We start from the raw sequence: 22,652 nt of genomic DNA on the forward strand, positions 1-22,652 counted from the left end.
GTCCTGCACGACGGCCCTCCGTACGCCAACGGCACGATCCACATCGGTCACGCTCTGAACAAGATTCTCAAGGACATGATCATCCGCTCGAAAACCCTGTCGGGTTTCGATGCGCCGTACGTGCCGGGCTGGGACTGCCACGGCCTGCCGATCGAGCACAAGGTTGAAGTGACCCACGGCAAGAACCTGGGCGCGGACAAGACCCGCGAGCTGTGCCGTGCATACGCCACCGAGCAGATCGAAGGGCAGAAGTCCGAGTTCATCCGCCTCGGCGTACTGGGCGACTTCGCCAACCCGTACAAAACCATGAATTTCCAGAACGAGGCCGGTGAAATCCGCGCCCTCGCCGAAATCGTCAAGGGCGGTTTCGTGTTCAAGGGCCTCAAGCCTGTGAACTGGTGCTTCGACTGTGGTTCGGCTCTGGCTGAAGCGGAAGTCGAGTACGAAAACAAGAAATCGCCGACCATCGATGTTGCGTTCCCGATTGCTGACGAAGCCAAACTGGCTGCCGCGTTCGGTCTGCCGTCGCTGGGCAAACCTGCTTCGATCGTGATCTGGACCACCACCCCGTGGACCATCCCGGCCAACCAGGCGCTGAACGTTCATCCGGAATTCAACTACGCACTGGTTGATGTCGGCGACAAGTTGCTGGTGCTGGCTGAGGAGCTGGTCGAAGCCTGCCTGGCGCGTTACAGCCTGGAAGGTTCGGTCGTTGCAACCACCACCGGTAAAGAGCTGGATCTGATCAACTTCCGTCACCCGTTCTATGACCGTCTGTCGCCGGTGTACCTGGCTGACTACGTCGACCTGAGCGCTGGCACCGGTGTGGTTCACTCCGCCCCGGCTTACGGCGTGGACGACTTCGTGACCTGCAAGAAATACGGCATGGTCAACGATGACATCCTCAATCTAGTGCAGAGCAACGGCGTTTATGTGCCGACGCTGGAATACTTCGGCGGCCAGTTCATCTGGAAGGCCAACCCGGCCATCGTCGAAAAACTGACCGAAGTCGGTGCGCTGATGCACACCACCGTCATCGAACACAGCTACATGCACTGCTGGCGTCACAAGACCCCGCTGATCTACCGCGCCACCGCGCAGTGGTTCATCGGCATGGACAAAGAGCCAGTCAGCGGCGACACCCTGCGTATGCGCTCGCTAAAAGCCATCGAAGAGACCAAGTTCGTTCCGGCCTGGGGTCAGGCGCGTCTGCACTCGATGATCGCCAACCGTCCGGACTGGTGCATCTCGCGTCAGCGCAACTGGGGCGTGCCGATCCCGTTTTTCCTCAACAAGGAAAGCGGCGAACTGCACCCACGCACCGTTGAATTGATGGAAGAAGTCGCCAAGCGCGTTGAAGTCGAAGGCATCGAAGCCTGGTTCAAGATGGACGCCGCCGAACTGCTGGGCGATGAAGCGCCGCAGTACGACAAGATCAGCGACACCCTCGACGTCTGGTTCGATTCGGGCACCACGCACTGGCACGTCCTGCGCGGTTCGCACCCGATGGGCCACGAGACCGGCCCGCGTGCCGACCTGTACCTGGAAGGTTCGGACCAACACCGCGGCTGGTTCCACTCGTCCTTGTTGACCGGTTGCGCCATCGACAACCACGCGCCGTACCGCGAACTGCTGACCCACGGTTTCACCGTCGATGAGTCGGGCCGCAAGATGTCCAAATCGCTGGGCAACGTGATCGCGCCGCAGAAAGTCAACGACACCCTGGGCGCCGACATCATGCGTCTGTGGGTCGCTTCAACCGACTACTCCGGCGAAATCGCCGTGTCCGAGCAGATCCTGGCGCGCAGTGCCGATGCCTACCGTCGTATCCGTAACACCGCGCGCTTCATGCTTTCCAACCTGACCGGCTTCAACCCGGCTACCGACATCCTGCCGGCCGAAGAAATGCTCGCGCTGGATCGTTGGGCGGTGGATCGCACCTTGCTGCTGCAACGCGAGCTGCAAGAGAACTACGGCGAATACCGTTTCTGGAACGTCTACTCGAAGATCCACAACTTCTGCGTGCAGGAGCTGGGTGGTTTCTACCTCGACATCATCAAGGATCGCCAGTACACCACTGGCGCCAACAGCAAGGCGCGCCGTTCGGCGCAAACCGCGCTGTTCCACATCTCTGAAGCGCTGGTGCGCTGGATCGCGCCGATCCTCGCCTTCACTGCCGACGAACTGTGGGAATACCTGCCGGGCGAGCGCAACGAATCGGTAATGCTCAACACCTGGTACGAAGGTCTGAGCGAACTGCCGGAGAACTTCGAACTGGGCCGCGAATACTGGGAGCGGATCATGGCCGTCAAGGTCGCGGTCAACAAGGAAATGGAAATCCAGCGCGCGGCCAAGGCTGTCGGTGGCAATCTGCAAGCCGAAGTGACGCTGTTCGCCGAAGAAGCGCTGAGCGCCGATCTGGCCAAGCTGAGCAACGAATTGCGCTTTGTCCTGATCACTTCGACCGCCAGCGTTGCGCCGTTCGTGCAGGCTCCGGCCGACGCGGTCGCTACCGAAGTCAGCGGCTTGAAGCTGAAAATCGTCAAATCGGCCTTCGCCAAGTGCGCCCGTTGCTGGCACTGCCGCGAAGACGTCGGCGTGAACCCGGAGCATCCGGAAATCTGCGGTCGTTGCGTCGACAACATCAGCGGCGCTGGCGAGGTTCGTCACTATGCCTAATGCCGTTGGCCGTTTCGGACGGTTGAGCTGGCTCTGGTTGAGCTTACTGGTCCTGGTCATTGACCAGGCCAGCAAGTTCTACTTTGAAAACAAGCTCGAAATGTTCCAGCAGATCGTGATCATCCCGGATTACTTCAGTTGGACCCTGGCTTACAACACCGGTGCTGCTTTCAGCTTTTTGGCTGACAGCTCCGGCTGGCAGCGTTGGCTGTTCGCCCTGATCGCGATTGTGGTCAGTGCGGTGCTGGTGGTCTGGCTCAAGCGCCTGGGGCGCAACGAAACCTGGCTTGCCGTCGCTTTGGCGCTGGTGCTGGGCGGTGCGCTGGGCAATCTGTATGACCGCGTAGCCCTGGGCCATGTGATCGATTTCATTCTGGTGCACTGGCAGAACCGCTGGTACTTCCCGGCGTTCAACATCGCCGACAGCGCAATCAGCGTTGGCGCGGTGATGCTGGCACTGGACATGTTCAAATCCAAGAAAACCGAAGAGGCCGCTCATGACTGAACAGGTATTGGCTGAGCAACGCATCGGCCAGAACACGGAAGTCACTTTGCACTTTGCATTGCGCCTAGAGAACGGCGACACGGTCGACAGCACGTTCGACAAAGCTCCGGCGACTTTCAAAGTCGGCGACGGCAACCTGTTGCCTGGCTTTGAAGCGGCGCTGTTCGGCTTCAAGGCTGGCGACAAGCGTACGCTGACGGTCGAGCCGGAAAACGCTTTCGGTCAACCGAACCCGCAGAACGTGCAGATCATCCCGCGCCCGCAGTTTGCCGATATGGAGCTGTCGCCCGGTTTGCTGGTGATCTTCAACGATGCGGCCAATACTGAGCTGCCGGGTGTGGTGAAAGAGTTCGATGACGCGCAAGTGACCATCGACTTCAACCACCCGCTGGCTGGCAAGACGCTGACCTTTGATGTGGAAATCTTTTCCGTCAAAGCGCTGTAACTGACCGCACACGGTCGTCAATGTGAAAGTGAGCTTCTGTGGCGAGGGGATTTAGCGAAACGTCGCACCGCCCCGATGGGGTGCGAAGCGCCCCCAAGTCTGGTCACCGCGATTTCGAATGAGAAAGCACTGACTGTTTTGCGATTGCTACGCAATCGATCGGGGATAAATCCCCTCGCCACAACAGCTCGCTCCCACAGTAGCTATTCACTGTTTTTTCGCGCGCAAGACACGAGGCACAGCATGCAAATCAAACTCGCCAACCCCCGTGGCTTCTGCGCTGGTGTGGACCGGGCGATCGAAATCGTCAACCGCGCCCTGGAAGTCTTCGGGCCACCGATCTACGTGCGTCATGAAGTGGTGCACAACAAGTTCGTCGTCGAAGACCTGCGCAGTCGCGGTGCGATCTTCGTCGAAGAACTGGATCAGGTGCCGGACGACGTCATCGTGATCTTCAGTGCCCACGGCGTATCGCAAGCCGTGCGTACCGAAGCCGCTGGTCGTGGCCTGAAAGTGTTCGACGCTACCTGCCCGCTGGTGACCAAGGTGCACATCGAAGTCGCGAAATACAGCCGCGACGGTCGGGAATGCATCCTGATCGGCCACGCCGGACACCCGGAAGTCGAAGGCACCATGGGCCAGTACGACGGCAGCAATGGCGGTGCCATCTACCTCGTCGAAGACGAGAAAGACGTCGCCGAACTGCAGGTGCACAACCCGGAAAAACTGGCCTTCGTCACCCAGACCACGTTGTCGATGGACGACACCAGCCGTGTCATCGATGCGCTGCGTACGCGCTTCCCGGCCATCGGTGGACCGCGCAAGGACGACATCTGCTACGCCACGCAAAACCGTCAGGACGCAGTCAAACAGCTGGCCGACGAATGCGATGTGGTGTTGGTGGTCGGCAGCCCGAACAGCTCCAACTCCAATCGCCTGCGTGAGCTGGCAGAACGTATGGCCACGCCGGCCTACCTGATCGACGGCGCCGAAGACCTGCAAAAGAGCTGGTTCGATGGCGTCGAGCGTATCGGCATCACCGCCGGTGCTTCGGCGCCGGAAGTGCTGGTGCGCGGCGTAATTCAGCAGTTGCACGCCTGGGGCGCTACTGGCGCCGATGAACTGGCCGGGCGCGAAGAAAACATCACGTTTTCGATGCCGAAAGAGCTGCGCGTCCGTTCGATTTAACGCCTTTTGCTTTTTGACACAGCGCCTGTTCGGTCTTTTCGCTGCGCAGGCGCACGCGACCGGTCGCCGCCAGCACTATCTGGCGCTGGCTGACCGGCTCGCGAGTCGAACAGATATGCAACGTCCCGGCCTGAAACTTGCGCCCGGGCATCAGTGGTTGCCCCAGACTGCTGAACCGCACATAACGACTCACCAACCAATTGCCGACAATCGGCACCTTCGCGTCGCTCGCATGCTCCAGCAGCAGCGGATTGCTGCTGTCCTCCGGCCCCTCGCCGCTGATATCCAGAATAATCCGCCAGCCCTGGCTCCAATCGCCATTGATGCCGTGAATCACCGTGGTCTGATTGCGTGTGATGGCCGTTGTGCGAGCGTTACGGATGCCTTCGAGCAATGACTGCGCAGCCTGATCGCGCTGGTTCGATTCGGTGAGCGTGGCAAACGCCGGACTGACCAACAGCAGAACAATTGCGCCAATCCCCAGTCCCATAAGCAGTTCGATCAGGCTGAAGCCTTGTTGCGTCATGACAATTCCCTCCGTGGAACGTGACGAGCGACGCGATCCGTGCGCCGCTGCGAGTAAATCAACCGACATGTATTGATTGAATGTTCTAGCGTGTAGAAGCAGGTATAGCCGACGGCAACGGAGGGCATCGATGGATCATCGTACAAAAGGTTTCACGCTGATCGAGCTGCTGGTCGCAATCGCGATTTTCGTGGTCCTGATTACGCTGGCGGTGCCTGCGTTCACCCGTTCGATACAAAGCAGCAAGGCCGATACCGAAATGGGCGATCTGCAACGGGCAATCAATTTCGCGAGGCTTGAGGCCATGAATCGCGGCGTGACCCTGCGCTTGCGTCCGACCGCCGGGGGCAGCGTCTGGACCGGTGAACTGGCGGTCTATGACAGTACTGGCAATCCGTCCAATGTGTTGCGGGTTGTTCCGGCGATGAGCAGCGGCGCGACTCTGACGCTAACCTCAGGAGTGACCGCGCTGGATTTCAACAACCTCGGCGGTCTGGCCGCGCCATCAACGGCGGTGGTCATCAGCTACACGCTGGGAACGCAGAGCAGGACGCTCAACGTGTGTTTGAACGGACGAATTCAATTGGGTGGAAGTTGCGGATGAGGGCAGGGAGCAAAGGCGTACAGCAGGGCATGACGCTGATCGAAGTGCTGGTCGCGTTGCTGATTCTGACGGTCGGGCTGCTGGGGGCGGCGGCAGTGCAACTGAATGCACTGAAGTACACCGACAGTTCACGCATGACCAGTCAGGCGAGTTTCATCGCCTACGACATGATGGACCGCATTCGCGCCAACTCCGGTGCGAATTACACCATTACGCCACCGACCTCGGCCAACCCTGGCAACGCCCGCGATCAGGATCTCTACGATTTCACCACCAGTATCGTCAATTTCGGTGGGCCGACCGCGACGGGCAGCATCACCCTCAACCAGCGGGTTTACACCATCACCATCACCTGGAGTGACGCCCGGGCCGCCAACACTGCCAACACTGCCAACGCTCAACGCAGTTTCGTCCTGAGCAGTCGCGCCGCCGTTGATCCGGTGGTCACACCATGAAGCGCCAAAACCGGGGGTTCGGCCTGATTGAATTGCTGATCGCCTTGGCATTGGGGCTGATCGTGGTGCTGGGCGTGGTGCAGATTTTCATCGCCGCAAAAAACACCTATGTCAGCCAGAACAGCGCTGCCGCCATGCAGGAAGACGCGAGGTTCGTGTTGAGCAAAATGATTCAGGAAATCCGCATGGTCGGAATGTTCGGCTGCCTTGGCACTATCACCGACTCCAGTAATGCCGGGGATTTCAATGCGGCGCAGATCACGCCGATCAATTGGGATAACGCCAATCTCAAGCTGACGCTGGTCACCGCGGATATTGGCGGCAGCGGCGGCACCCCCACCTGGACGGTGCTGTCCGATTGCCGCAACAGCGCGACGGCCTACACCGGGCTGCGTAGTCCAGCGACCGGGCAGATCGCTTTCCCGATTCGGCGCTTGATCTACAGCTTCAGCAATAACCAGATACTGATGGGGACCGGCAGCGGCAACCCGGCCCAGCAGGTGCTGGTGAATAACGTCAGTGCCTTTAACGTGACGTTCGGTCTGGCCAGTTCCGCGACGGATGTCGCAGCCTCGAGCTACAGCACCAATCCGGGCGATCCGGCACGTATTCGCAGCGTGCGCCTGAGTCTGACCCTCGCCGACCCCAACAACCGGGTGCGTAATCAAACCTTCAACGTGGTTGCCGCTTTGCGCAACCGCTTGCAGTGAGGGTCAGGGTGATGATGATTTCTCTCCATCAGCGTCAGACGCAGAAGGGTATGGTGCTGCTGGTCAGTCTGGTGTTTCTGTTGCTGATGACGATGATCGGCCTGTCGTCGATGCAGAGTGCCAATCTGCAGGAAAAAATGGCCGGCAGTGTAGGTCTGCGCAATCAATCATTCCAGACCGCCGAAGCCGCTTTGCGTGTGGGCGAGAGCGCGGTGCAACTGGACAGTTATTCGCTGGCGATTTGCAGCGGCACGACGCAATGTGCGCCGCCGGCCGAGTCATCGGTGGTCAGTGCAGCGGGGCTCAATTCGACTTCGGGGGTGACCTGGATCGCCACGGGCAATGGCTTTTATGGCGTGCAGAATATCGGCACGACGCTGACCGCCGTGAATGTGCCGAGCAACACCTCGGCGACGCTTTATCGGGTGACCGCTATCGGCATCGCGGGTACTTCGCGTAGCGTTGTGGAGAGTGTCTATGCGAAATTTTGAGCGCTGCGTTTCTCTGCTGATCGGCATGCTGCTGAGTTTCTATCTCGCGGCGCCGGCCTATGCGTTCACGCCGTCTGACTCGCCACTGTTGAGTGCTGCGGCAGTCGCTCCGAATGTCATGTTGCTGATCGATGACTCCGGGAGTATGAACAGCATCATCTACGCGGCGGGATTCGATCCAACGCTTGACCCCCCACCCGCGCGGGAGTGCAATGCGTTCCTCGGGTTGTGCTCGGCCCTGAATGCGCCCGCGATTACTGGCAATACAGTGTTCTTGTCGAGCCTGCCGACCTCCGGTTGCTCTGGCGGTGCCTATGCGTTTTACAACAACAGCATCGCGCCGCTTTGCCTGAAACTGCCGGACCCAGTGGGTGGAGGTAATACCCGCTATTCAGGGGATTACATTTCGTACGTGGTCAGCCTTGCGATCAACAATGGCACCCGCGACTTCACCACCGGGGCAATCCCCAACGATTACCGAATCAACGTCGCACGCAACGTATCCACGGCACTGGTCAGCAGCAACCGCTCATTGCGCATGGGCCTGTCGACGTTCAACCCGGCGACCAGCAGCAACCCCGGTAATGGCGGTTACATTGCCCGTTCCATTGCCGATCTGTCGCCGGTCTCCGGCAGCGTGACCCAGACCCAGGCTGACACCAACTACAACGCGCTGATCTCCTCGATCAACAACCTGAGCGCCGTGGCCAACACACCGCTGGCGGAAACCTATTACGAAGTCACCCGCTACATGCGCGGCATGGCGCCGTACTACAACAGCTCGCCGAGCACCTATACCAGCCCAATTCAGTACCGCTGCCAGAAAAATTACGCTGTGGTGATTACTGACGGCTTGCCGACTTTCGACCGTACCTTCCCGACGAACGACCCGTTAGGCGGCAGCCGCCTGCCGAACTGGGACGGCGTCAACAATGACGGCAACAACCTCAATGGCGACGGTGAGGGCAATACGCTGTATCTGGATGACATTGCAAAATTTGCCTTCGACATCGACATGCGCTCGACCGGCACCGACGCGGCAGGCAAGAGTTGGAACGCAGTGGATTTCCCCAAGCAAAACATGAACACCTACACAGTGGGCTTCGCCGCTGACAACGACATGCTCTCGGACGCGGCGAGTTACGGGCAGGGCCGGTACTATCAGGCGACCGACAGCACTGGCCTCAATGCTGCGTTGTCGTCGGCCCTGAGCGACATCACCACCAAGGCCGGTTCGGGTGGTGCCGGGGCCGTTAGCGGAACCACGCTCAGCAGTAGCAGCAATTTCTATCAGACTACCTATGACCCCAAGGATTGGCGCGGCACTATCAAGGCATTCGGCTTCACATCGGCCGGAACCGTTAACACGTCGACGGCACTCTGGAACACGGACACTACAATTGTCCCGGGGGCCACGGCGCCGACTTACCAATCCTGGAACACCTCCAGCAACGTCGCCGTAACACTGGCCTACGGTAGTTTTTCCGCCGCACAGCAGACGACACTCAGTCAGGGTTTGCCCACCGGTATTACCGGTATTGATCTGGTGGAGTGGAGCAAAGGCATCAACAAAACCGGGCTCAAGGTTCGCAGCGTATTGCTCGGCGACATCATCAACTCACCACTAGTGCTGGCCTCGCCTGCGGACAAAACCGCCTCCGACCTGTCGGGCGACACCGCTTACAGCACTTACCTGGCGACCAAAGCGGCGAACATGAGCGCCAGTCTGGTGGTGAATGCCAACGATGGTTTCGTCAACGTCATCAACTCGGCCAATGGCACCCGGCGTTACGCTTACATGCCGTCCAGTGTGTTGCCGTCGTTGCGCTTGATCGCCGACCCGAACTACATCAATGGCGTCAGCCACAAGTTTCTGGTCGACGGTCAGGTCGGCGTGTATGACGCGCAACTCAACAGTGCCTGGAAAACCCTGGCCATTGGCGGCACCGGTGCCGGCGGTAAAACCTTCTACGCGTTGCAACTGTTCGACGCGTCCGCAGGTAACGTCATGCGTGCGTTGTGGGAAGTCAGCGCACCTGCCATCGCCAACACCGCCAACGCTTTTAATGATCTGGGTTATGCCTATGCGCGACCGGAAGTGGCACGCTTGGCGGATGGTCGCTGGGCAGCGTTTATCTCCAACGGCTATGGCAGCAGTTCCGGGCTGGCAGCGCTGTATGTGCTGGATGTGCGCGACGGTTCGCTGATCAAAAAGATCGTTGTCGACAGCACGGACACCAGCAACGGTTTGTCCTCGGTGAAGCTCAAGGTCAACTCGCAAAATGTGGTGCAGGCCGCCTACGGCGGTGACTTGAAAGGGCGGTTGTGGAAATTCGACCTCAGTGCCACTGCGCCTGACAGCTGGGGCGTGGCGTTTTCCGGCAAGCCGCTGTTCACCACGGCGGGCGGGGCGACGCAGCCGATCACTGCGCAACCCTTGCTGGCGGACAACGCATCTGGCGGCAAACAGATCTTCGTCGGCACCGGTAAATTCAACGAAACCGCCGATAAGGCCAACAAGGATTTGCAGGCGTTCTATTCGGTGTGGGACGCCGACGGCGGGTCCGGGCAACTTACTGTCAGCAACTTGCAGCCGCAGGCGATTACCGGTTCGTTCTCTGGCAGTACCGGGCAATTCCTGACCACCACGCAGAACGACACGACGTATCCGGGGGAGAAGGGCTGGTATCTGCCGCTGGTGTATAACAACGTGCTGACCGGTGAGCGGGTGATCAATCAAGCGAGTATCGTGCTGGGTCGTATCGTCTTCACCACGGCCAGCGTCGACACCACCGATCCCTGTGCGAGTTTCGGTACCGGCAAACTGCTCGAACTCGATGCGTTCAGCGGTAAGATGCTCAACTATGCCGTGCTCGACACCAATTCCGACAGCCTGGTCGACAGCAATGACACGATATCCAGTGGCGTGATATTCACTGGTGGCATTCCGACGCTGAACTTCATCTCCAGTGACGGCAAACGCAAAGGCATGACCGACACCAGTGGCACCATCACCATCATTGTGGAAAAGGGCGGCGGCGGCAGTCGTCGTATCATGTGGCGACAAATACAGTAAGTGAGAGTTTGAGGCATGCGCAGATCCAACCGAGGTTTCACCCTGATCGAAATCATGATCGTGATTGCGATCATCGGGATTGTGCTCACCATCAGCATTCCAAGCTACAACGAGTACGTGAAGAAGGGCCGCCGCGCCGAAGTGGTGTCGCTGCTATCGGAACAGGCGCAGAGCCTCGAACGTTTCTACACCAAGAACAATGTCTACACCGGTATCACCGGTCTGAGCGCGGGTAATGATTTTTACACCCTCACGCCGACGATCACCGATCAGACCTTCCTGCTGACGGCTGCGCGCAAAACGGGCACGGCCATGGCCACCGACAAGTGCGGGGATTTCACCCTCACCAACACTGGTGTCAGAAGTATGAATAACGCGACTACCGGGCTTACCACCAAGGATTGCTGGGGCCGCTGAGGCGCTTATCTTCGGGTGCCTTTTGCGCCCACTGTCTTTTTTACGGTTGGATCAAACATGACCAGGCAACAGCAAGTGGTGATTGTCGGTGGCGGGGTGATTGGCCTGCTGACGGCCTACAATCTCGCCTCTGAAGTGCGCAGCGTGGTGCTGCTGGATCGCTCGAATGTCGGCCAGGAATCGTCCTGGGCGGGCGGCGGTATTGTTTCTCCGCTGTATCCGTGGCGCTATCGCCCGGCGGTCACCGCCCTGGCGCATTGGTCGCAGGACTTTTATCCACAGCTCGGCGAGCGCTTGTTTGCCGACACCGGGGTTGATCCTGAAGTCCATACCACTGGCCTGTACTGGCTCGACCTGGACGACGAAGCTGAAGCACTGGCGTGGGCTGAACGGGAAAACCGTCCGCTGCGGGCTGTGGATATCTCGGCGGCGCATGATGCGGTGCCGGTGCTCGGTGGTGGATTCTCGCGGGCTATCTACATGGCCGACGTGGCCAACGTCAGAAATCCACGCTTGGTGAAATCGCTGAAAGCAGCCTTGCTGGCGTTGCCGAATGTGACCATTCACGAGCAGTGCGAAGTCAGCGGTTTTGTCCGCGAGGGCGAGCGCGTTGTTGGCGTGCAGACTTCCACGGGTGTGATCACTGGTGATCAGGTGGTACTGACGGCTGGCGCTTGGAGCGGTGATCTGCTCAAGACGCTGGATCTGACGCTGCCCGTCGAACCGGTCAAAGGCCAGATGATTCTCTATAAGTGTGCGGCTGACTTCCTGCCGAGCATGGTGCTGGCCAAGGGGCGCTATGCAATTCCCCGTCGCGACGGGCACATATTGATTGGCAGCACGCTGGAGCATGAAGGCTTCGACAAGACCCCGACCGATGTGGCACTGCAAAGCCTCAAGGCCTCGGCGGTTGAGCTGTTGCCTGCGCTGGCAGATGCCGAAGTGGTGGGGCACTGGGCAGGGTTGCGTCCGGGTTCACCGGAGGGGATTCCCTATATTGGCCGAGTGCCGGGCTTTGAAGGTTTGTGGCTCAATTGCGGGCATTACCGCAATGGGTTGGTGCTGGCGCCGGCGTCGTGTCAGTTGTTTGCCGATGTGATGCTGGGGCGAGCGCCGATTATTGATCCGGCGCCGTATGCACCTGTTGGCCGCATTTAGCCTTGGATCTTCCAGGCGTCTATTAGATCGCTTTCGCGAGCAAGCTCGCTCCCACAGTATCCGTGGTGTACATCAAATTCATGTTCACCAACGAAACCTGTGGGAGCGAGCTTGCTCGCGAAGGGGGCCTCAATCCAGCCCCAATTTCTTCAGTCTGTAACGCATCGATCTGAACGAAAGACTCAACCGCTGCGCCGCTGCCGTGCGATTCCACCGAGTCTCCTCCAGCGCCTGCAAAATCAGTTTGCGTTCGACGTTCTCCAGATAATCTTCCAGATTGTCGATCTGCGTGAGATCCGCAATGCCACCCTCGGCCGCGCAGTTACCCTCGCTCAAGCGTAAATCTTCAGCCTCGATCGTACGGTTCTCGCACAAGGTATGCGCCCGTTCGAGCACGTTCTCCAGTTCCCGCACATTCCCCGGAAATCGATAGTTCTTCAGCGCTTCCAAAGCCTGCGGATGCAGGGACGCCGCCGGTTGCAACGTGTCCTTGGCCAAGCGTGCAAGCATGTGCGCGGCCAGCACTTCTATGTCATCCCGTCGTTCGCGCAGGGGCGGCACACGCAATTCGATCACGTTGAGCCGGTAATAAAGATCCTGACGAAAACGCTCGGCGGCGACTTCTGCGTCGAGGTCCTTGTGCGTCGCACAGAGAATGCGTACATCGACCACGGTTTCCTGTTGGCCGCCGACACTGCGTACGGCTTTCTCCTGAATTGCCCGCAGCAGCTTTACCTGCATCGACAGTGGCAAGTCCGCCACTTCATCGAGAAACAATGTCCCGCCTTGCGCAGCCTGGAACAGGCCCGGTTTGTCCTCGACCGCGCCGGTAAAACTGCCTTTGCGATGGCCGAAAAACTCGCTTTCCATCAGCTCGGAAGGAATCGCCCCACAGTTCACTGGCACGAAAGGCTTGCCGGCGCGAGGCCCTTGTTCGTGGATCAGTCGTGCGACCCGCTCTTTGCCGCTGCCGGATTCACCGCTGATGTACACCGGTGCCTGGCTGCGAGCGAGTTTGTCGATTTGTTTGCGCAGGTTGCGCATCGGTGGTGAGTCGCCAAGCAAGCGTCGATCAATCGAGGTACTTACGCCACCAACGGCGGGCATGCGCAGTGCTGTCGCGACCAATTCCCGCAGCCGGGTAAGGTCCACCGGTTTGGTCAGAAAGTCGAAAGCTCCGGCCTTCAGCGCATTGATCGCCGTTTCCAGGCTGCCGTACGCGGTAATCATTGCCACCGGCAGTTGTGGATAACACTGCTGAATATGCTGCACCAGTTCCAGCCCCGTGCCATCGGGCAGGCGCATGTCGGTCAGGCACAGGTCGAAGGTCTCGCGCTGCAATAGCGCCTGGGCCTCACCCAGATTGCGTGCGCTGTAGCTGTTGAGTTTCATCCGTCCCAGGGTGATTTCCAGGAGTTCGCGGATATCCGGTTCGTCGTCGACGATGAGGATTTTTTGCCGTGGGCTCGTGTTCAACTTTGTTTCCGTCCGTGAGCAAAGGTGATGCGAAAGCAGCCGCCGCCTTGGCGTGGATTGAAGTCTAGGCGCGCTTGGTTGCTTTCGCACAGCTCACGGGACAGATAAAGCCCAAGGCCGGTGCCTTGGCTGCTGGTGGTGAAGAACGGTTCGAACAGATGCGCCTGCTGATCAAGCGGAACGCCGGGGCCGTTGTCCTGCACTTCGAGCACTGCCAGTTGGCTGTCGGGGTCGATAAACAGGGCCAGCCAGACCTCGGCCTGATCGTGCAGCAAGGCGCTGTGACGCCAGCCGTTGCGTAACAGGTTGTCGAGAATCTGCGTGAGCTGGTTGGGGTCCATCAGGGTGGCGAAGTCTCCCGAGTTGATCCGCAGATGAATTTTCTGCCGCTCGGTGGCTTGCACGCGGCTCTCAGTGACGAAGTTTTCCAGCCACGGCTTGAGATCCAGCCGTTGTGGAGCGCTCTGTTGCCGGCGGGACAGTTGCAGGACGTTTTCGATAACTCGGTTCATGCGCTGAGAGTGGTCTTGAATAATCTGCGTCAGACGTCGATCTGCGCTATCGAGTTCCTCGGACTCCCCCAACAACTGCGCGGCATGACTGATGGCGCCCAGCGGATTGCGAATCTCGTGGGAAATGCCGGCAGTCAGACGCCCGAGCGCGGCAAGTTTCAGTTGCTGGGCTTGTTGAGCGATTTGCGCGAGATCTTCGAGAAACACCAGGGTCTGCTGATTGGGGCTCTGTTCGAGGGCGATGAAGCTTGGCTGCAGTTCCAGGCCATTGCCGGGGATCTTCAGGCTCTGTGGGCGCAGTGTCGGGTTGTTCATCCACAATTGCAGGCGCTCGACCAGCGCGGTCGAGTAATCGTCGATGAGGTGGCCCTGAAGGTGCGATTGCGCGAGCAGGGTTTGCGCGCTGTGATTGGCCAGTTGTACCCGGCGTTGTTCGTCGAGCACCAGGATCCCGGTGCGCATGCGTTGCAGGATCAGCGCATTGAGCGCCTCCAGGCTGACCACTTTGCTGGCGGTTTGCTCGGCCAGGGTTTCGCTGACTTCCAGTCGTCGGATCAGCCCTTGCACCAGCAACGATGCGGCAAAACACAGCGCGCCGAGGGTGCCGGCCTGCAGGTATTCGTTAGCGCTCAGGGGATGACTGAAACTCAGCAGAAAGCTTGAACCGACAATGCCGAGGGCGCCGATGGCGGCGATCAGCAGACCGATGCGTCGGCGCAGCAAGGTATTGCTGATCGCCACCGAAACGATCAGCAAGTTGCCGAGCGCACTGCCCACGCCGCCTGCCGCGTAGAACAAGCCGCATAGCAGCAGGACATCGACCAGCGCCAGGCTGAACAATTGCGCCGGGCGGCGGGTGTTCTCCAGGAACACCACCAGCAGAATATTGAGAACCAGGTACAGCCAACTGCCGCTGCGCAGCAGATCGTCGTTGGCCGACGTCAGCAAGCGGTTGTCCATGTTGCTGGATATCAGCAGCACCAGGGTGATGCCGATAGTTAAACGGTAAAGATGATAAAGGCGCAGCAGTCGCTGAGCCTGTTTGCTGTCGGCATTGGCGGCCTCAGCGATCACTGGAGCCTGGGCCTTGCTCGAGGTGAGCCTGGCTGCAATACCACTGTTGTTGAAGGCTCAATGCGCGGTCGCGCGGCAGATGCACGCCGCAATGGGCACAGCGCACCATCGGCGCAGCATCTTGCTCGCGAGGGGATTGGGCGGACGAAGCGGGGGCCTTGAACTTGCGCCACAGCCATATCGCGGCAAATATCAGGGCAATCCAGAACAATAAACGAAGCATGATGAGCAGCTTTTCGACGGATGATCCGGCAGTTTAGCCAAGGTCCTGACAAGCGCACAGCGCTATTAAAGCGCGGTAATGAAAAAGGGAGATCCGAAGATCTCCCTTTTTTGTGCCTGCGGTGCGATCAGTCGAACGCGCCGAAAGTCATGTAGCTGAACCACGAACGGTCGGTGTCGCTCGACTCAGGCTCCGGCTCTTCGATCACGTCGCCGTTCTCGTCTTTAGGCTTGAGCTCGTTCGGGATCGCGTCTTTGGCGTCCTGGAACTGCTTCTGCACGTCCTGGTTGGCGCGGGTTTCGCCCGGCGGCAGCGGCGGACGCGACTCGATCAGACCGAGGGTCGCCTTGCTCAGGAACGAACGGTTGTCGGCTTCTGCAACCCTTGGCACGAACTGACCGTCTTGCAGGGTCGGATGATCCGGGTAGTTGAGCTTCAGGGTTTCCAGGCTGGTGTTGGCCAGTTCGTCCAGGTGCAGACGCTGATAAGCCTCGGTCATTACCGCCAGGCCGTCGCCGACCGATGGGGTTTCCTGGAAGTTTTCCACTACATAACGGCCACGGTTGGCGGCGGCGACGTAGGCCTGACGGGTCAGGTAATAGTCGGCTACGTGGATTTCGTAGGCGGCCAGCAGGTTGCGCAGGTAAATCATGCGCTGCTTGGCGTCCGGCGCGTAGCGGCTGTTCGGGTAGCGACTGGTCAGCTGGGCGAACTCGTTGTAGGAGTCGCGGGCAGCGCCCGGGTCACGCTTGGTCATGTCCAGCGGCAGGAAGCGCGCCAGCAGGCCGACGTCCTGGTCAAAGGAAGTCAGACCCTTGAGGTAATACGCGTAATCCACGTTCGGATGCTGTGGGTGCAAACGAATGAAACGCTCGGCGGCGGACTTGGCAGCTTCCGGCTCGGCGTTCTTGTAGTTCGCGTAGATCAGTTCGAGTTGTGCCTGATCGGCGTAGCGACCGAACGGATAGCGTGACTCCAGAGCCTTCAGCTTGGCTGTGGCACTGGTGTAGCTATTGTTGTCCAGGTCCTGCTGAGCCTGCTGGTACAGCTCGGCTTCACTCAGGTTTTCGTCTACGACTTCCTTCGATGAGCAAGCAGCGGTCAATGCGAGGATGGCGATCAGAAGCAGGTGTTTCAATTGAATGGCGGCTTGCGTCCCTATGACGGCCGCTGTCTTGGGCGGGGCCGTCCTGTTATGATGAGCGCCCCGTTGAAAAGCCTCGGGGCAAAAGACTCCGTATTTAACCACAAGCGCGCAGCCGAAACCAAAAGCTGTGCCGACGCACAGTCAGAGCATGTCCGATAAAATTGAACTTCGCGCAGAGGTGCCGTCCGAATTGGGCGGCCAACGCCTCGATCAAGTCGCTGCCCAACTCTTCGCTGAGCACTCTCGCTCGCGCCTTTCCGCCTGGATCAAAGAAGGTCGCCTGACTGTGGACGGGGCGGTCATCCGCCCTCGCGACATCGTGCATGGCGGTGCCATCCTTGAGCTGACTGCCGAGCAGGAAGCCCAGGGTGAGTGGATCGCCCAGGACATCGAACTCGACATCGTCTATGAAGACGACGACATCCTGGTGATCAACAAGCCTGCGGGCCTGGTGGTGCACCCGGCTGCCGGTCACGCCGATGGCACTTTGCTCAACGCCTTGCTGCACCACGTGCCGGACATCATCAATGTCCCGCGCGCCGGTATCGTGCATCGTCTGGACAAGGACACCACCGGTTTGATGGTGGTGGCCAAGACCATTCAGGCGCAGACAAAGCTTGTTACTCAATTGCAGAGTCGCAGCGTCAGCCGGATCTACGAGTGCATCGTGATTGGTGTGGTCACCGCCGGGGGCAAGATCAACGCCCCGATCGGTCGTCACGGCCAGCAGCGCCAGCGCATGGCGGTGATGGAAGGTGGCAAGCCTGCCGTCAGCCACTACCGCGTGCTGGAGCGTTTCCGTTCCCACACTCACGTGCGGGTAAAACTGGAAACCGGTCGTACTCACCAGATTCGCGTGCACATGGCGCACATCAACTTCCCGTTGGTCGGCGATCCGGCATATGGCGGTCGCTTCCGCATTCCGCCAGCCGCGAACGTGAACATGGTCGAAACCCTCAAGCAGTTCCCGCGTCAGGCACTGCATGCGCGGTTCCTTGAGCTGGATCATCCGACGAGCGGTAAGCGCATGAGCTGGGAATCGCCGCTGCCAGAAGATTTCGTCTGGTTGCTGACCCTGCTCAAACAGGATCGCGAGGCTTTCATCGGATGAACTGGCTGACGCCGGACTGGCCTGCGCCGGCCAGCGTCAGGGCCTGTGTCACCACCCGCGAGGGGGGTGTCAGCGAGGCGCCGTTCGACAGCCTCAATCTGGGCGATCATGTTGATGATCGTCCCGAGGCTGTTGCCGAGAATCGTCGGCGTCTGACCGAGCACTTCTCTATAAAGCCTGCCTGGTTGCAGCAAGTTCACGGGATTGCCGTGGCGCATGCTGATCCAGGCATTGTTGCGACTGCCGATGCCAGTTGGACGGCAACCCCCGGTATCGCCTGCACGGCGATGACGGCGGATTGTTTACCAGCATTGTTCTGCAATCGCGCTGGCACTCGCGTTGCCGCAGCCCATGCCGGTTGGCGTGGACTGGCGGCGGGCGTACTTGAAGCCACGCTCGACAGTCTGGATGTAGCCCCAGGAGAAATTTTGGTCTGGCTCGGCCCTGCCATCGGCCCCCAAGCCTTTGAAGTCGGCCCGGAAGTGCGGGAAGTCTTCATCAATCAATTGCCCGAAGCCGAGTCAGCGTTTGTCCCGAGCCACAATGCGGGCAAGTTCATGGCCGACATCTATAAGCTGGCGCGCCTGCGTCTGGCAGTTCGTGGTGTCACAGCGGTGTACGGCGGCGGTTTTTGCACCGTGACCGATCCGCGCTTCTTTTCTTACCGCCGTGCCTCGCGTACCGGTCGGTTCGCCTCCCTGATCTGGCTTCAAGCGCCCAGCCTCACAAATACAACTCCTTTTTGACGGCGTCTGTTTTCGTCAGGCTGCGTTACCGCTCCTCGTCATAGCGGGCTATGACTCGTCGCGGCGCCTTGCCTGACAAAAACAGTCGCTCGTCAAAAGAGGGTCGTATTTGCGAAGCTGGGCGCCAGCTAGACTTGCCTGACTTGAATCAACTGCCCGACGCTTGAATCTTGCAGAATCGACCGCATCTATAGCGGTATCTGGCAGGTTTCTTTATTCAGGATGGTTTCTTAGGTCCGGCCTGCTCAAAAGGAAGGTGACCCATGCGTATAGACCGTTTAACCAGCAAATTACAGTTGGCCTTGTCCGACGCCCAGTCGTTGGCTGTCGGCCACGATCATCCGGCCATCGAGCCGGCGCACTTGATGCAGGCCATGCTTGAACAGCAGGGTGGTTCGATCAAACCTCTGCTGATGCAAGTTGGCTTTGACGTCAACAGCTTGCGCAAAGAGCTGACCAAAGAGCTTGACCAATTACCAAAAATCCAGAACCCGACTGGCGACGTGAATATGTCGCAGGATCTGGCGCGGCTACTCAATCAGGCTGATCGCCTGGCCCAGCAGAAGGGCGATCAGTTCATTTCCAGCGAACTGGTGTTGCTCGCGGCGATGGACGAGAGCAGCAAGCTCGGCAAACTGTTGCTCGGCCAAGGCGTGAGCAAAAAAGCCCTGGAAAACGCGATCAACAACCTGCGCGGTGGCGAAGCCGTTAACGACGCCAACCACGAAGAGTCGCGTCAGGCGCTGGATAAATACACCGTCGACCTGACCAAGCGCGCCGAAGACGGCAAGCTCGATCCGGTGATCGGCCGTGACGACGAAATCCGTCGCACCATTCAGGTTCTGCAACGTCGCACCAAGAACAACCCGGTGCTGATCGGTGAGCCTGGCGTGGGTAAAACCGCGATTGCCGAGGGCCTGGCCCAGCGCATCATCAATGGCGAAGTGCCGGATGGCCTCAAGGGCAAGCGTCTGCTGTCGCTCGATATGGGCGCGCTGATTGCCGGCGCCAAGTATCGCGGTGAGTTCGAAGAGCGCCTGAAGTCGCTGCTCAACGAGCTGTCGAAGCAGGAAGGGCAGATCATTCTGTTCATCGACGAACTGCACACCATGGTTGGCGCCGGTAAAGGCGAAGGTTCGATGGATGCCGGCAACATGCTCAAGCCAGCGCTGGCTCGCGGCGAGTTGCATTGCGTTGGCGCGACCACGCTCAACGAGTATCGCCAATATATAGAGAAGGACGCGGCCCTCGAGCGGCGCTTTCAGAAAGTCCTGGTGGAAGAGCCAAGCGAAGAAGACACCATCGCCATCCTGCGTGGCCTCAAAGAGCGTTACGAGGTTCACCATAAGGTCGCGATCACCGACGGCGCGATTATCGCTGCGGCAAAGCTCAGTCATCGCTACATCACTGATCGGCAGCTGCCGGACAAAGCCATCGACCTGATCGACGAGGCCGCCAGCCGCATCCGCATGGAGATCGACTCCAAGCCGGAAGTGCTGGATCGCCTGGAGCGCCGTTTGATTCAGCTGAAAGTTGAATCTCAGGCACTGAAGAAAGAAAGCGATGAAGCGGCGATGAAACGCCTGGAAAAACTTCAGGAAGAAATCGTCCGTCTTGAGCGCGAATACTCGGATCTGGAAGAAATCTGGAACTCGGAAAAAGCCGAGGTGCAGGGTTCTGCACAGATTCAGCAGAAGATCGAACAGTCTCGTCAGGAACTGGAAGCCGCGCGCCGCAAAGGCGATCTGAACCGCATGGCCGAGTTGCAGTACGGGGTCATCCCGGATCTGGAACGCAGCCTGCAAATGGTCGACCAGCACGGCAAGAGCGAAAACCAGTTGCTACGCAGCAAGGTGACCGAGGAAGAAATCGCGGAGGTCGTGTCGAAGTGGACCGGCATCCCGGTGTCGAAAATGCTCGAAGGCGAGCGCGACAAGCTGATGAAGATGGAAAGCCTGTTGCACAAACGCGTGATCGGTCAGGAAGAGGCGGTCGTGGCGGTTTCCAATGCGGTGCGCCGTTCGCGTGCCGGGTTGTCCGACCCGAATCGTCCGAGCGGCTCGTTCATGTTCCTCGGCCCGACCGGTGTCGGTAAAACCGAGCTGTGCAAGGCGCTGGCCGAGTTCCTCTTTGATACTGAAGAGGCGATGGTGCGGATCGACATGTCCGAGTTCATGGAGAAACATTCCGTGGCACGGTTGATCGGTGCGCCACCGGGGTACGTCGGCTACGAAGAGGGCGGTTACCTGACCGAAGCGGTGCGGCGCAAGCCTTACTCGGTGATCCTGCTGGACGAAGTCGAGAAGGCGCACCCGGATGTGTTCAACATTCTGCTGCAAGTGCTTGAGGATGGTCGCCTGACCGACAGTCATGGCCGTACGGTGGATTTCCGCAATACCGTGATCGTCATGACCTCCAACCTTGGCTCGTCGCAGATCCAGGAACTGGTCGGTGATCGTGAGGCGCAACGTGCGGCAGTCATGGATGCGCTGACGTCCCATTTCCGTCCGGAGTTTATTAACCGGGTCGACGAAGTGGTGATCTTCGAGCCTTTGGCGCGGGATCAGATCGCGGGTATTACTGAGATCCAGCTGGGCCGCCTGCGCAGCCGTCTGGCCGAACGCGAGCTGAAGCTTGAGCTGAGCCCGGAAGCGATGGACAAACTGATTGCTGTTGGCTACGACCCGGTCTATGGCGCACGTCCACTGAAGCGGGCGATCCAGCGCTGGATCGAAAACCCGTTGGCGCAGTTGATTCTGTCGGGGCATTTCCTGCCTGGCGCAACGGCAACAGGTTCAGTGGTGAACGACGAAATCGTTTTCGGCTGAGCCGCAGCGTCAATGAAATAAGGAAGGCCTCGCATTGCGAGGCCTTTTTTTCGCCAGGCTGTTGAACTCAAAGGAAAAGGCTTGTAAAGTGCGCCCCGCAGTCAGTCACCCACAGCGTTTCAGCTCACTGAGCCGAAATCTGAAATAAGTTGCAAATCATTAACTTGAAAGCGATTTAGGGGGTTGACAGAGGTGTTCTAGGTTGTAGAATAGCGCGCCTCAGACACACGAACGCAGCGATGCGAACGGGGTCTGAAAGCTTCAGGTTTCACCGTTGTAAATTGAAATATGTAGTTCCGTGATAGCTCAGTCGGTAGAGCAAATGACTGTTAATCATTGGGTCCCAGGTTCGAGTCCTGGTCACGGAGCCAATTTCAAGCCGGGGTATAGCGCAGTCCGGTAGCGCGCCTGCTTTGGGAGCAGGATGTCAGGAGTTCGAATCCCCTTACCCCGACCATATTAAAAATCCTCGTATCGAAAGATACGGGGATTTTTTTTGTCCGGCATTTATAAGCGCAACATCAACAGTGGTTGTTTGGGGCGTAAAAAAGCCGCGTTTCCAAAGGAAGACGCGGCTTTGTCCTCGGCCGACTCAGGCGCCGTCTTGGTCTTTCAGGTGTTCGAACAGTCCTTTGGGCATTTTCTTGCCGTTGGATTCGAAGTTGGCTTTCACGTTGTTGTAGGCCTCTTGCTCATCGATAAAACCGTCGTGGTTGGTGTCGATCTTGTCGAAGTCAGACTTCGGCGCGACTTTGATGAACTCGGCCTGCGAAACCTTGCCGTCGCCATCGCTGTCGGTCTTGGCCATCGTGGCATCGCCGCATTTTCCTTCACCGCATTTGCCTTCTGGCGCCTTCACTGAGGTCTCTGCCGAGGCGACCATGTAGCCCAGAGCCAGCGGCTGCGCGGCGAATACCGAGCCGGACAGCATCAGACCACCCGCCAGCGTAGCGCCGATCAGGCCAATGGATTTTTTGCCGAGAGTCGAATTACGGGACATTGCATTCTCCTACGGTTGCACAGCGCAACCACACGTTAAGGACGATCAGCCGGAGCAGGTGCGCTCGGGTGGGGCCATTAGGCGGTGGCGGTGTATCGCGTCTGTGTCGTGCAGCGGGGGAGTTTGTAAGCGAAGGTGGGGATGGCGGGGGAGGATACAGTCAGACACATCTCTAACGATCAACATAAAACCCTGTGGGAGCGAGCTTGCTCGCGAAAGCATCGGATCCGCAACATTAATGTCGACTGATATACCGCCTTCGCGAGCAAGCTCGCTCCCAC

The 22,652-nt window shown here is 59.0% G+C and carries 20 protein-coding genes and 2 tRNA genes; 16 read left to right on the forward strand and 6 right to left on the reverse strand.

The window, feature by feature from the left end; all coding sequences use genetic code 11:
- From ileS to ispH, 4 genes are all read left to right on the forward strand, one after another.
- Positions 1–2,679: isoleucine--tRNA ligase (gene ileS, locus ACIQVE_RS18575; protein WP_402810814.1), on the forward strand; the 2,679-nt coding region annotated here is incomplete at its 5' end.
- Entirely contained in the window at positions 2,672–3,184 is a 513-nt protein-coding gene (lspA, locus tag ACIQVE_RS18580; protein ID WP_402810815.1) for a signal peptidase II, read from the forward strand. The genes ileS and lspA, both read left to right, overlap by 8 nt.
- A 7-nt stretch (positions 3,185–3,191) precedes the next feature.
- A complete protein-coding gene (fkpB, locus tag ACIQVE_RS18585) occupies positions 3,192–3,629 on the forward strand; it encodes an FKBP-type peptidyl-prolyl cis-trans isomerase (protein ID WP_402810886.1) in 438 nt (145 codons plus the stop codon).
- A gap of 243 nt (positions 3,630–3,872) precedes the next feature.
- Entirely contained in the window at positions 3,873–4,817 is a 945-nt protein-coding gene (gene ispH / locus ACIQVE_RS18590) for a 4-hydroxy-3-methylbut-2-enyl diphosphate reductase (RefSeq protein ID WP_042561141.1), read from the forward strand.
- On the opposite strand, the gene ACIQVE_RS18595 is transcribed toward ispH, so the two are convergent.
- Positions 4,774–5,343 (reverse strand): GspH/FimT family pseudopilin, encoded by a 570-nt coding sequence (locus ACIQVE_RS18595; RefSeq protein ID WP_402810817.1) that lies wholly within the window; start codon positions 5,341–5,343, stop codon positions 4,774–4,776. The genes ispH and ACIQVE_RS18595 overlap by 44 nt on opposite strands.
- Before the next feature lie 130 nt (positions 5,344–5,473).
- Here ACIQVE_RS18595 and ACIQVE_RS18600 point away from each other — a divergent pair, with 130 nt between their 5' ends.
- From ACIQVE_RS18600 to thiO, 7 genes are read left to right on the forward strand one after another with little or no spacing between them, the layout of a single operon-like run.
- Positions 5,474–5,947, forward strand: a complete 474-nt coding sequence (locus tag ACIQVE_RS18600) for a GspH/FimT family pseudopilin (protein ID WP_402810818.1) — start codon at positions 5,474–5,476, stop codon at positions 5,945–5,947.
- Positions 5,944–6,402 carry a type IV pilus modification protein PilV gene (gene pilV, locus ACIQVE_RS18605; protein ID WP_402810819.1) on the forward strand — a complete coding sequence of 153 codons (459 nt, stop codon included), beginning with the start codon at positions 5,944–5,946 and terminating at the stop codon, positions 6,400–6,402. Before ACIQVE_RS18600 ends, pilV begins: the two co-directional genes overlap by 4 nt.
- Positions 6,399–7,112 (forward strand): PilW family protein, encoded by a 714-nt coding sequence (locus ACIQVE_RS18610; RefSeq protein ID WP_402810821.1) that lies wholly within the window; start codon positions 6,399–6,401, stop codon positions 7,110–7,112. The genes pilV and ACIQVE_RS18610 overlap by 4 nt, the downstream gene beginning before the upstream one ends.
- An 11-nt stretch (positions 7,113–7,123) precedes the next feature.
- Entirely contained in the window at positions 7,124–7,603 is a 480-nt protein-coding gene (locus ACIQVE_RS18615; RefSeq protein ID WP_402810822.1) for a PilX N-terminal domain-containing pilus assembly protein, read from the forward strand.
- Positions 7,590–10,679: a pilus assembly protein gene (locus ACIQVE_RS18620; protein WP_402810823.1), complete on the forward strand. Its 3,090-nt coding sequence runs from the start codon at positions 7,590–7,592 to the stop codon at positions 10,677–10,679. Before ACIQVE_RS18615 ends, ACIQVE_RS18620 begins: the two co-directional genes overlap by 14 nt.
- Positions 10,680–10,694: 15 nt before the next feature.
- A complete protein-coding gene (locus ACIQVE_RS18625) occupies positions 10,695–11,096 on the forward strand; it encodes a type IV pilin protein (protein ID WP_047303296.1) in 402 nt (133 codons plus the stop codon).
- A 57-nt stretch (positions 11,097–11,153) separates the two neighbouring features.
- The gene (gene thiO / locus ACIQVE_RS18630; protein ID WP_402810824.1) at positions 11,154–12,254 is read left to right on the forward strand and encodes a glycine oxidase ThiO; all 1,101 of its coding nucleotides are present in this window, start codon (positions 11,154–11,156) and stop codon (positions 12,252–12,254) included.
- 129 nt (positions 12,255–12,383) lie between these two features.
- Here the strand turns inward: thiO and ACIQVE_RS18635 are convergent, their stop codons facing one another.
- The 4 genes from ACIQVE_RS18635 to ACIQVE_RS18650 all read right to left on the reverse strand — a co-directional run bounded on the left by ACIQVE_RS18635 (position 12,384) and on the right by ACIQVE_RS18650 (position 16,683).
- A complete protein-coding gene (locus tag ACIQVE_RS18635; RefSeq protein WP_402810826.1) occupies positions 12,384–13,730 on the reverse strand; it encodes a sigma-54-dependent transcriptional regulator in 1,347 nt (448 codons plus the stop codon).
- Positions 13,727–15,316 (reverse strand): sensor histidine kinase, encoded by a 1,590-nt coding sequence (locus ACIQVE_RS18640; protein WP_402810827.1) that lies wholly within the window; start codon positions 15,314–15,316, stop codon positions 13,727–13,729. The genes ACIQVE_RS18635 and ACIQVE_RS18640 overlap by 4 nt, the downstream gene beginning before the upstream one ends.
- The gene (locus ACIQVE_RS18645; protein WP_042561130.1) at positions 15,306–15,539 is read right to left on the reverse strand and encodes a PP0621 family protein; all 234 of its coding nucleotides are present in this window, start codon (positions 15,537–15,539) and stop codon (positions 15,306–15,308) included. The genes ACIQVE_RS18640 and ACIQVE_RS18645 overlap by 11 nt, the downstream gene beginning before the upstream one ends.
- Positions 15,540–15,666: 127 nt before the next feature.
- The gene (locus ACIQVE_RS18650; RefSeq protein WP_402810888.1) at positions 15,667–16,683 is read right to left on the reverse strand and encodes an outer membrane protein assembly factor BamD; all 1,017 of its coding nucleotides are present in this window, start codon (positions 16,681–16,683) and stop codon (positions 15,667–15,669) included.
- Positions 16,684–16,834: 151 nt separating this feature from the next.
- On the opposite strand from ACIQVE_RS18650, the gene rluD reads away from it, so the two are divergent.
- From rluD to ACIQVE_RS18675, 5 genes are all read left to right on the forward strand, one after another.
- A complete protein-coding gene (gene rluD, locus ACIQVE_RS18655; protein WP_402810829.1) occupies positions 16,835–17,797 on the forward strand; it encodes a 23S rRNA pseudouridine(1911/1915/1917) synthase RluD in 963 nt (320 codons plus the stop codon).
- A complete protein-coding gene (gene pgeF, locus ACIQVE_RS18660) occupies positions 17,794–18,543 on the forward strand; it encodes a peptidoglycan editing factor PgeF (protein WP_402810830.1) in 750 nt (249 codons plus the stop codon). Before rluD ends, pgeF begins: the two co-directional genes overlap by 4 nt.
- Positions 18,544–18,806: 263 nt before the next feature.
- Positions 18,807–21,371 carry an ATP-dependent chaperone ClpB gene (clpB, locus tag ACIQVE_RS18665; protein WP_402810832.1) on the forward strand — a complete coding sequence of 855 codons (2,565 nt, stop codon included), beginning with the start codon at positions 18,807–18,809 and terminating at the stop codon, positions 21,369–21,371.
- Positions 21,372–21,666: 295 nt separating this feature from the next.
- Positions 21,667–21,742 (forward strand) — tRNA-Asn (locus ACIQVE_RS18670).
- Positions 21,743–21,751: 9 nt separating this feature from the next.
- Positions 21,752–21,828 (forward strand) — tRNA-Pro (locus ACIQVE_RS18675).
- A gap of 135 nt (positions 21,829–21,963) precedes the next feature.
- Here the strand turns inward: ACIQVE_RS18675 and ACIQVE_RS18680 are convergent.
- Positions 21,964–22,371 (reverse strand): EF-hand domain-containing protein, encoded by a 408-nt coding sequence (locus ACIQVE_RS18680; protein ID WP_402810834.1) that lies wholly within the window; start codon positions 22,369–22,371, stop codon positions 21,964–21,966.
- Between the last annotated feature and the right edge of the window lie 281 nt (positions 22,372–22,652).

Source organism: Pseudomonas sp. NPDC098747 (genome assembly GCF_044760045.1).
Taxonomy (GTDB): domain Bacteria; phylum Pseudomonadota; class Gammaproteobacteria; order Pseudomonadales; family Pseudomonadaceae; genus Aquipseudomonas.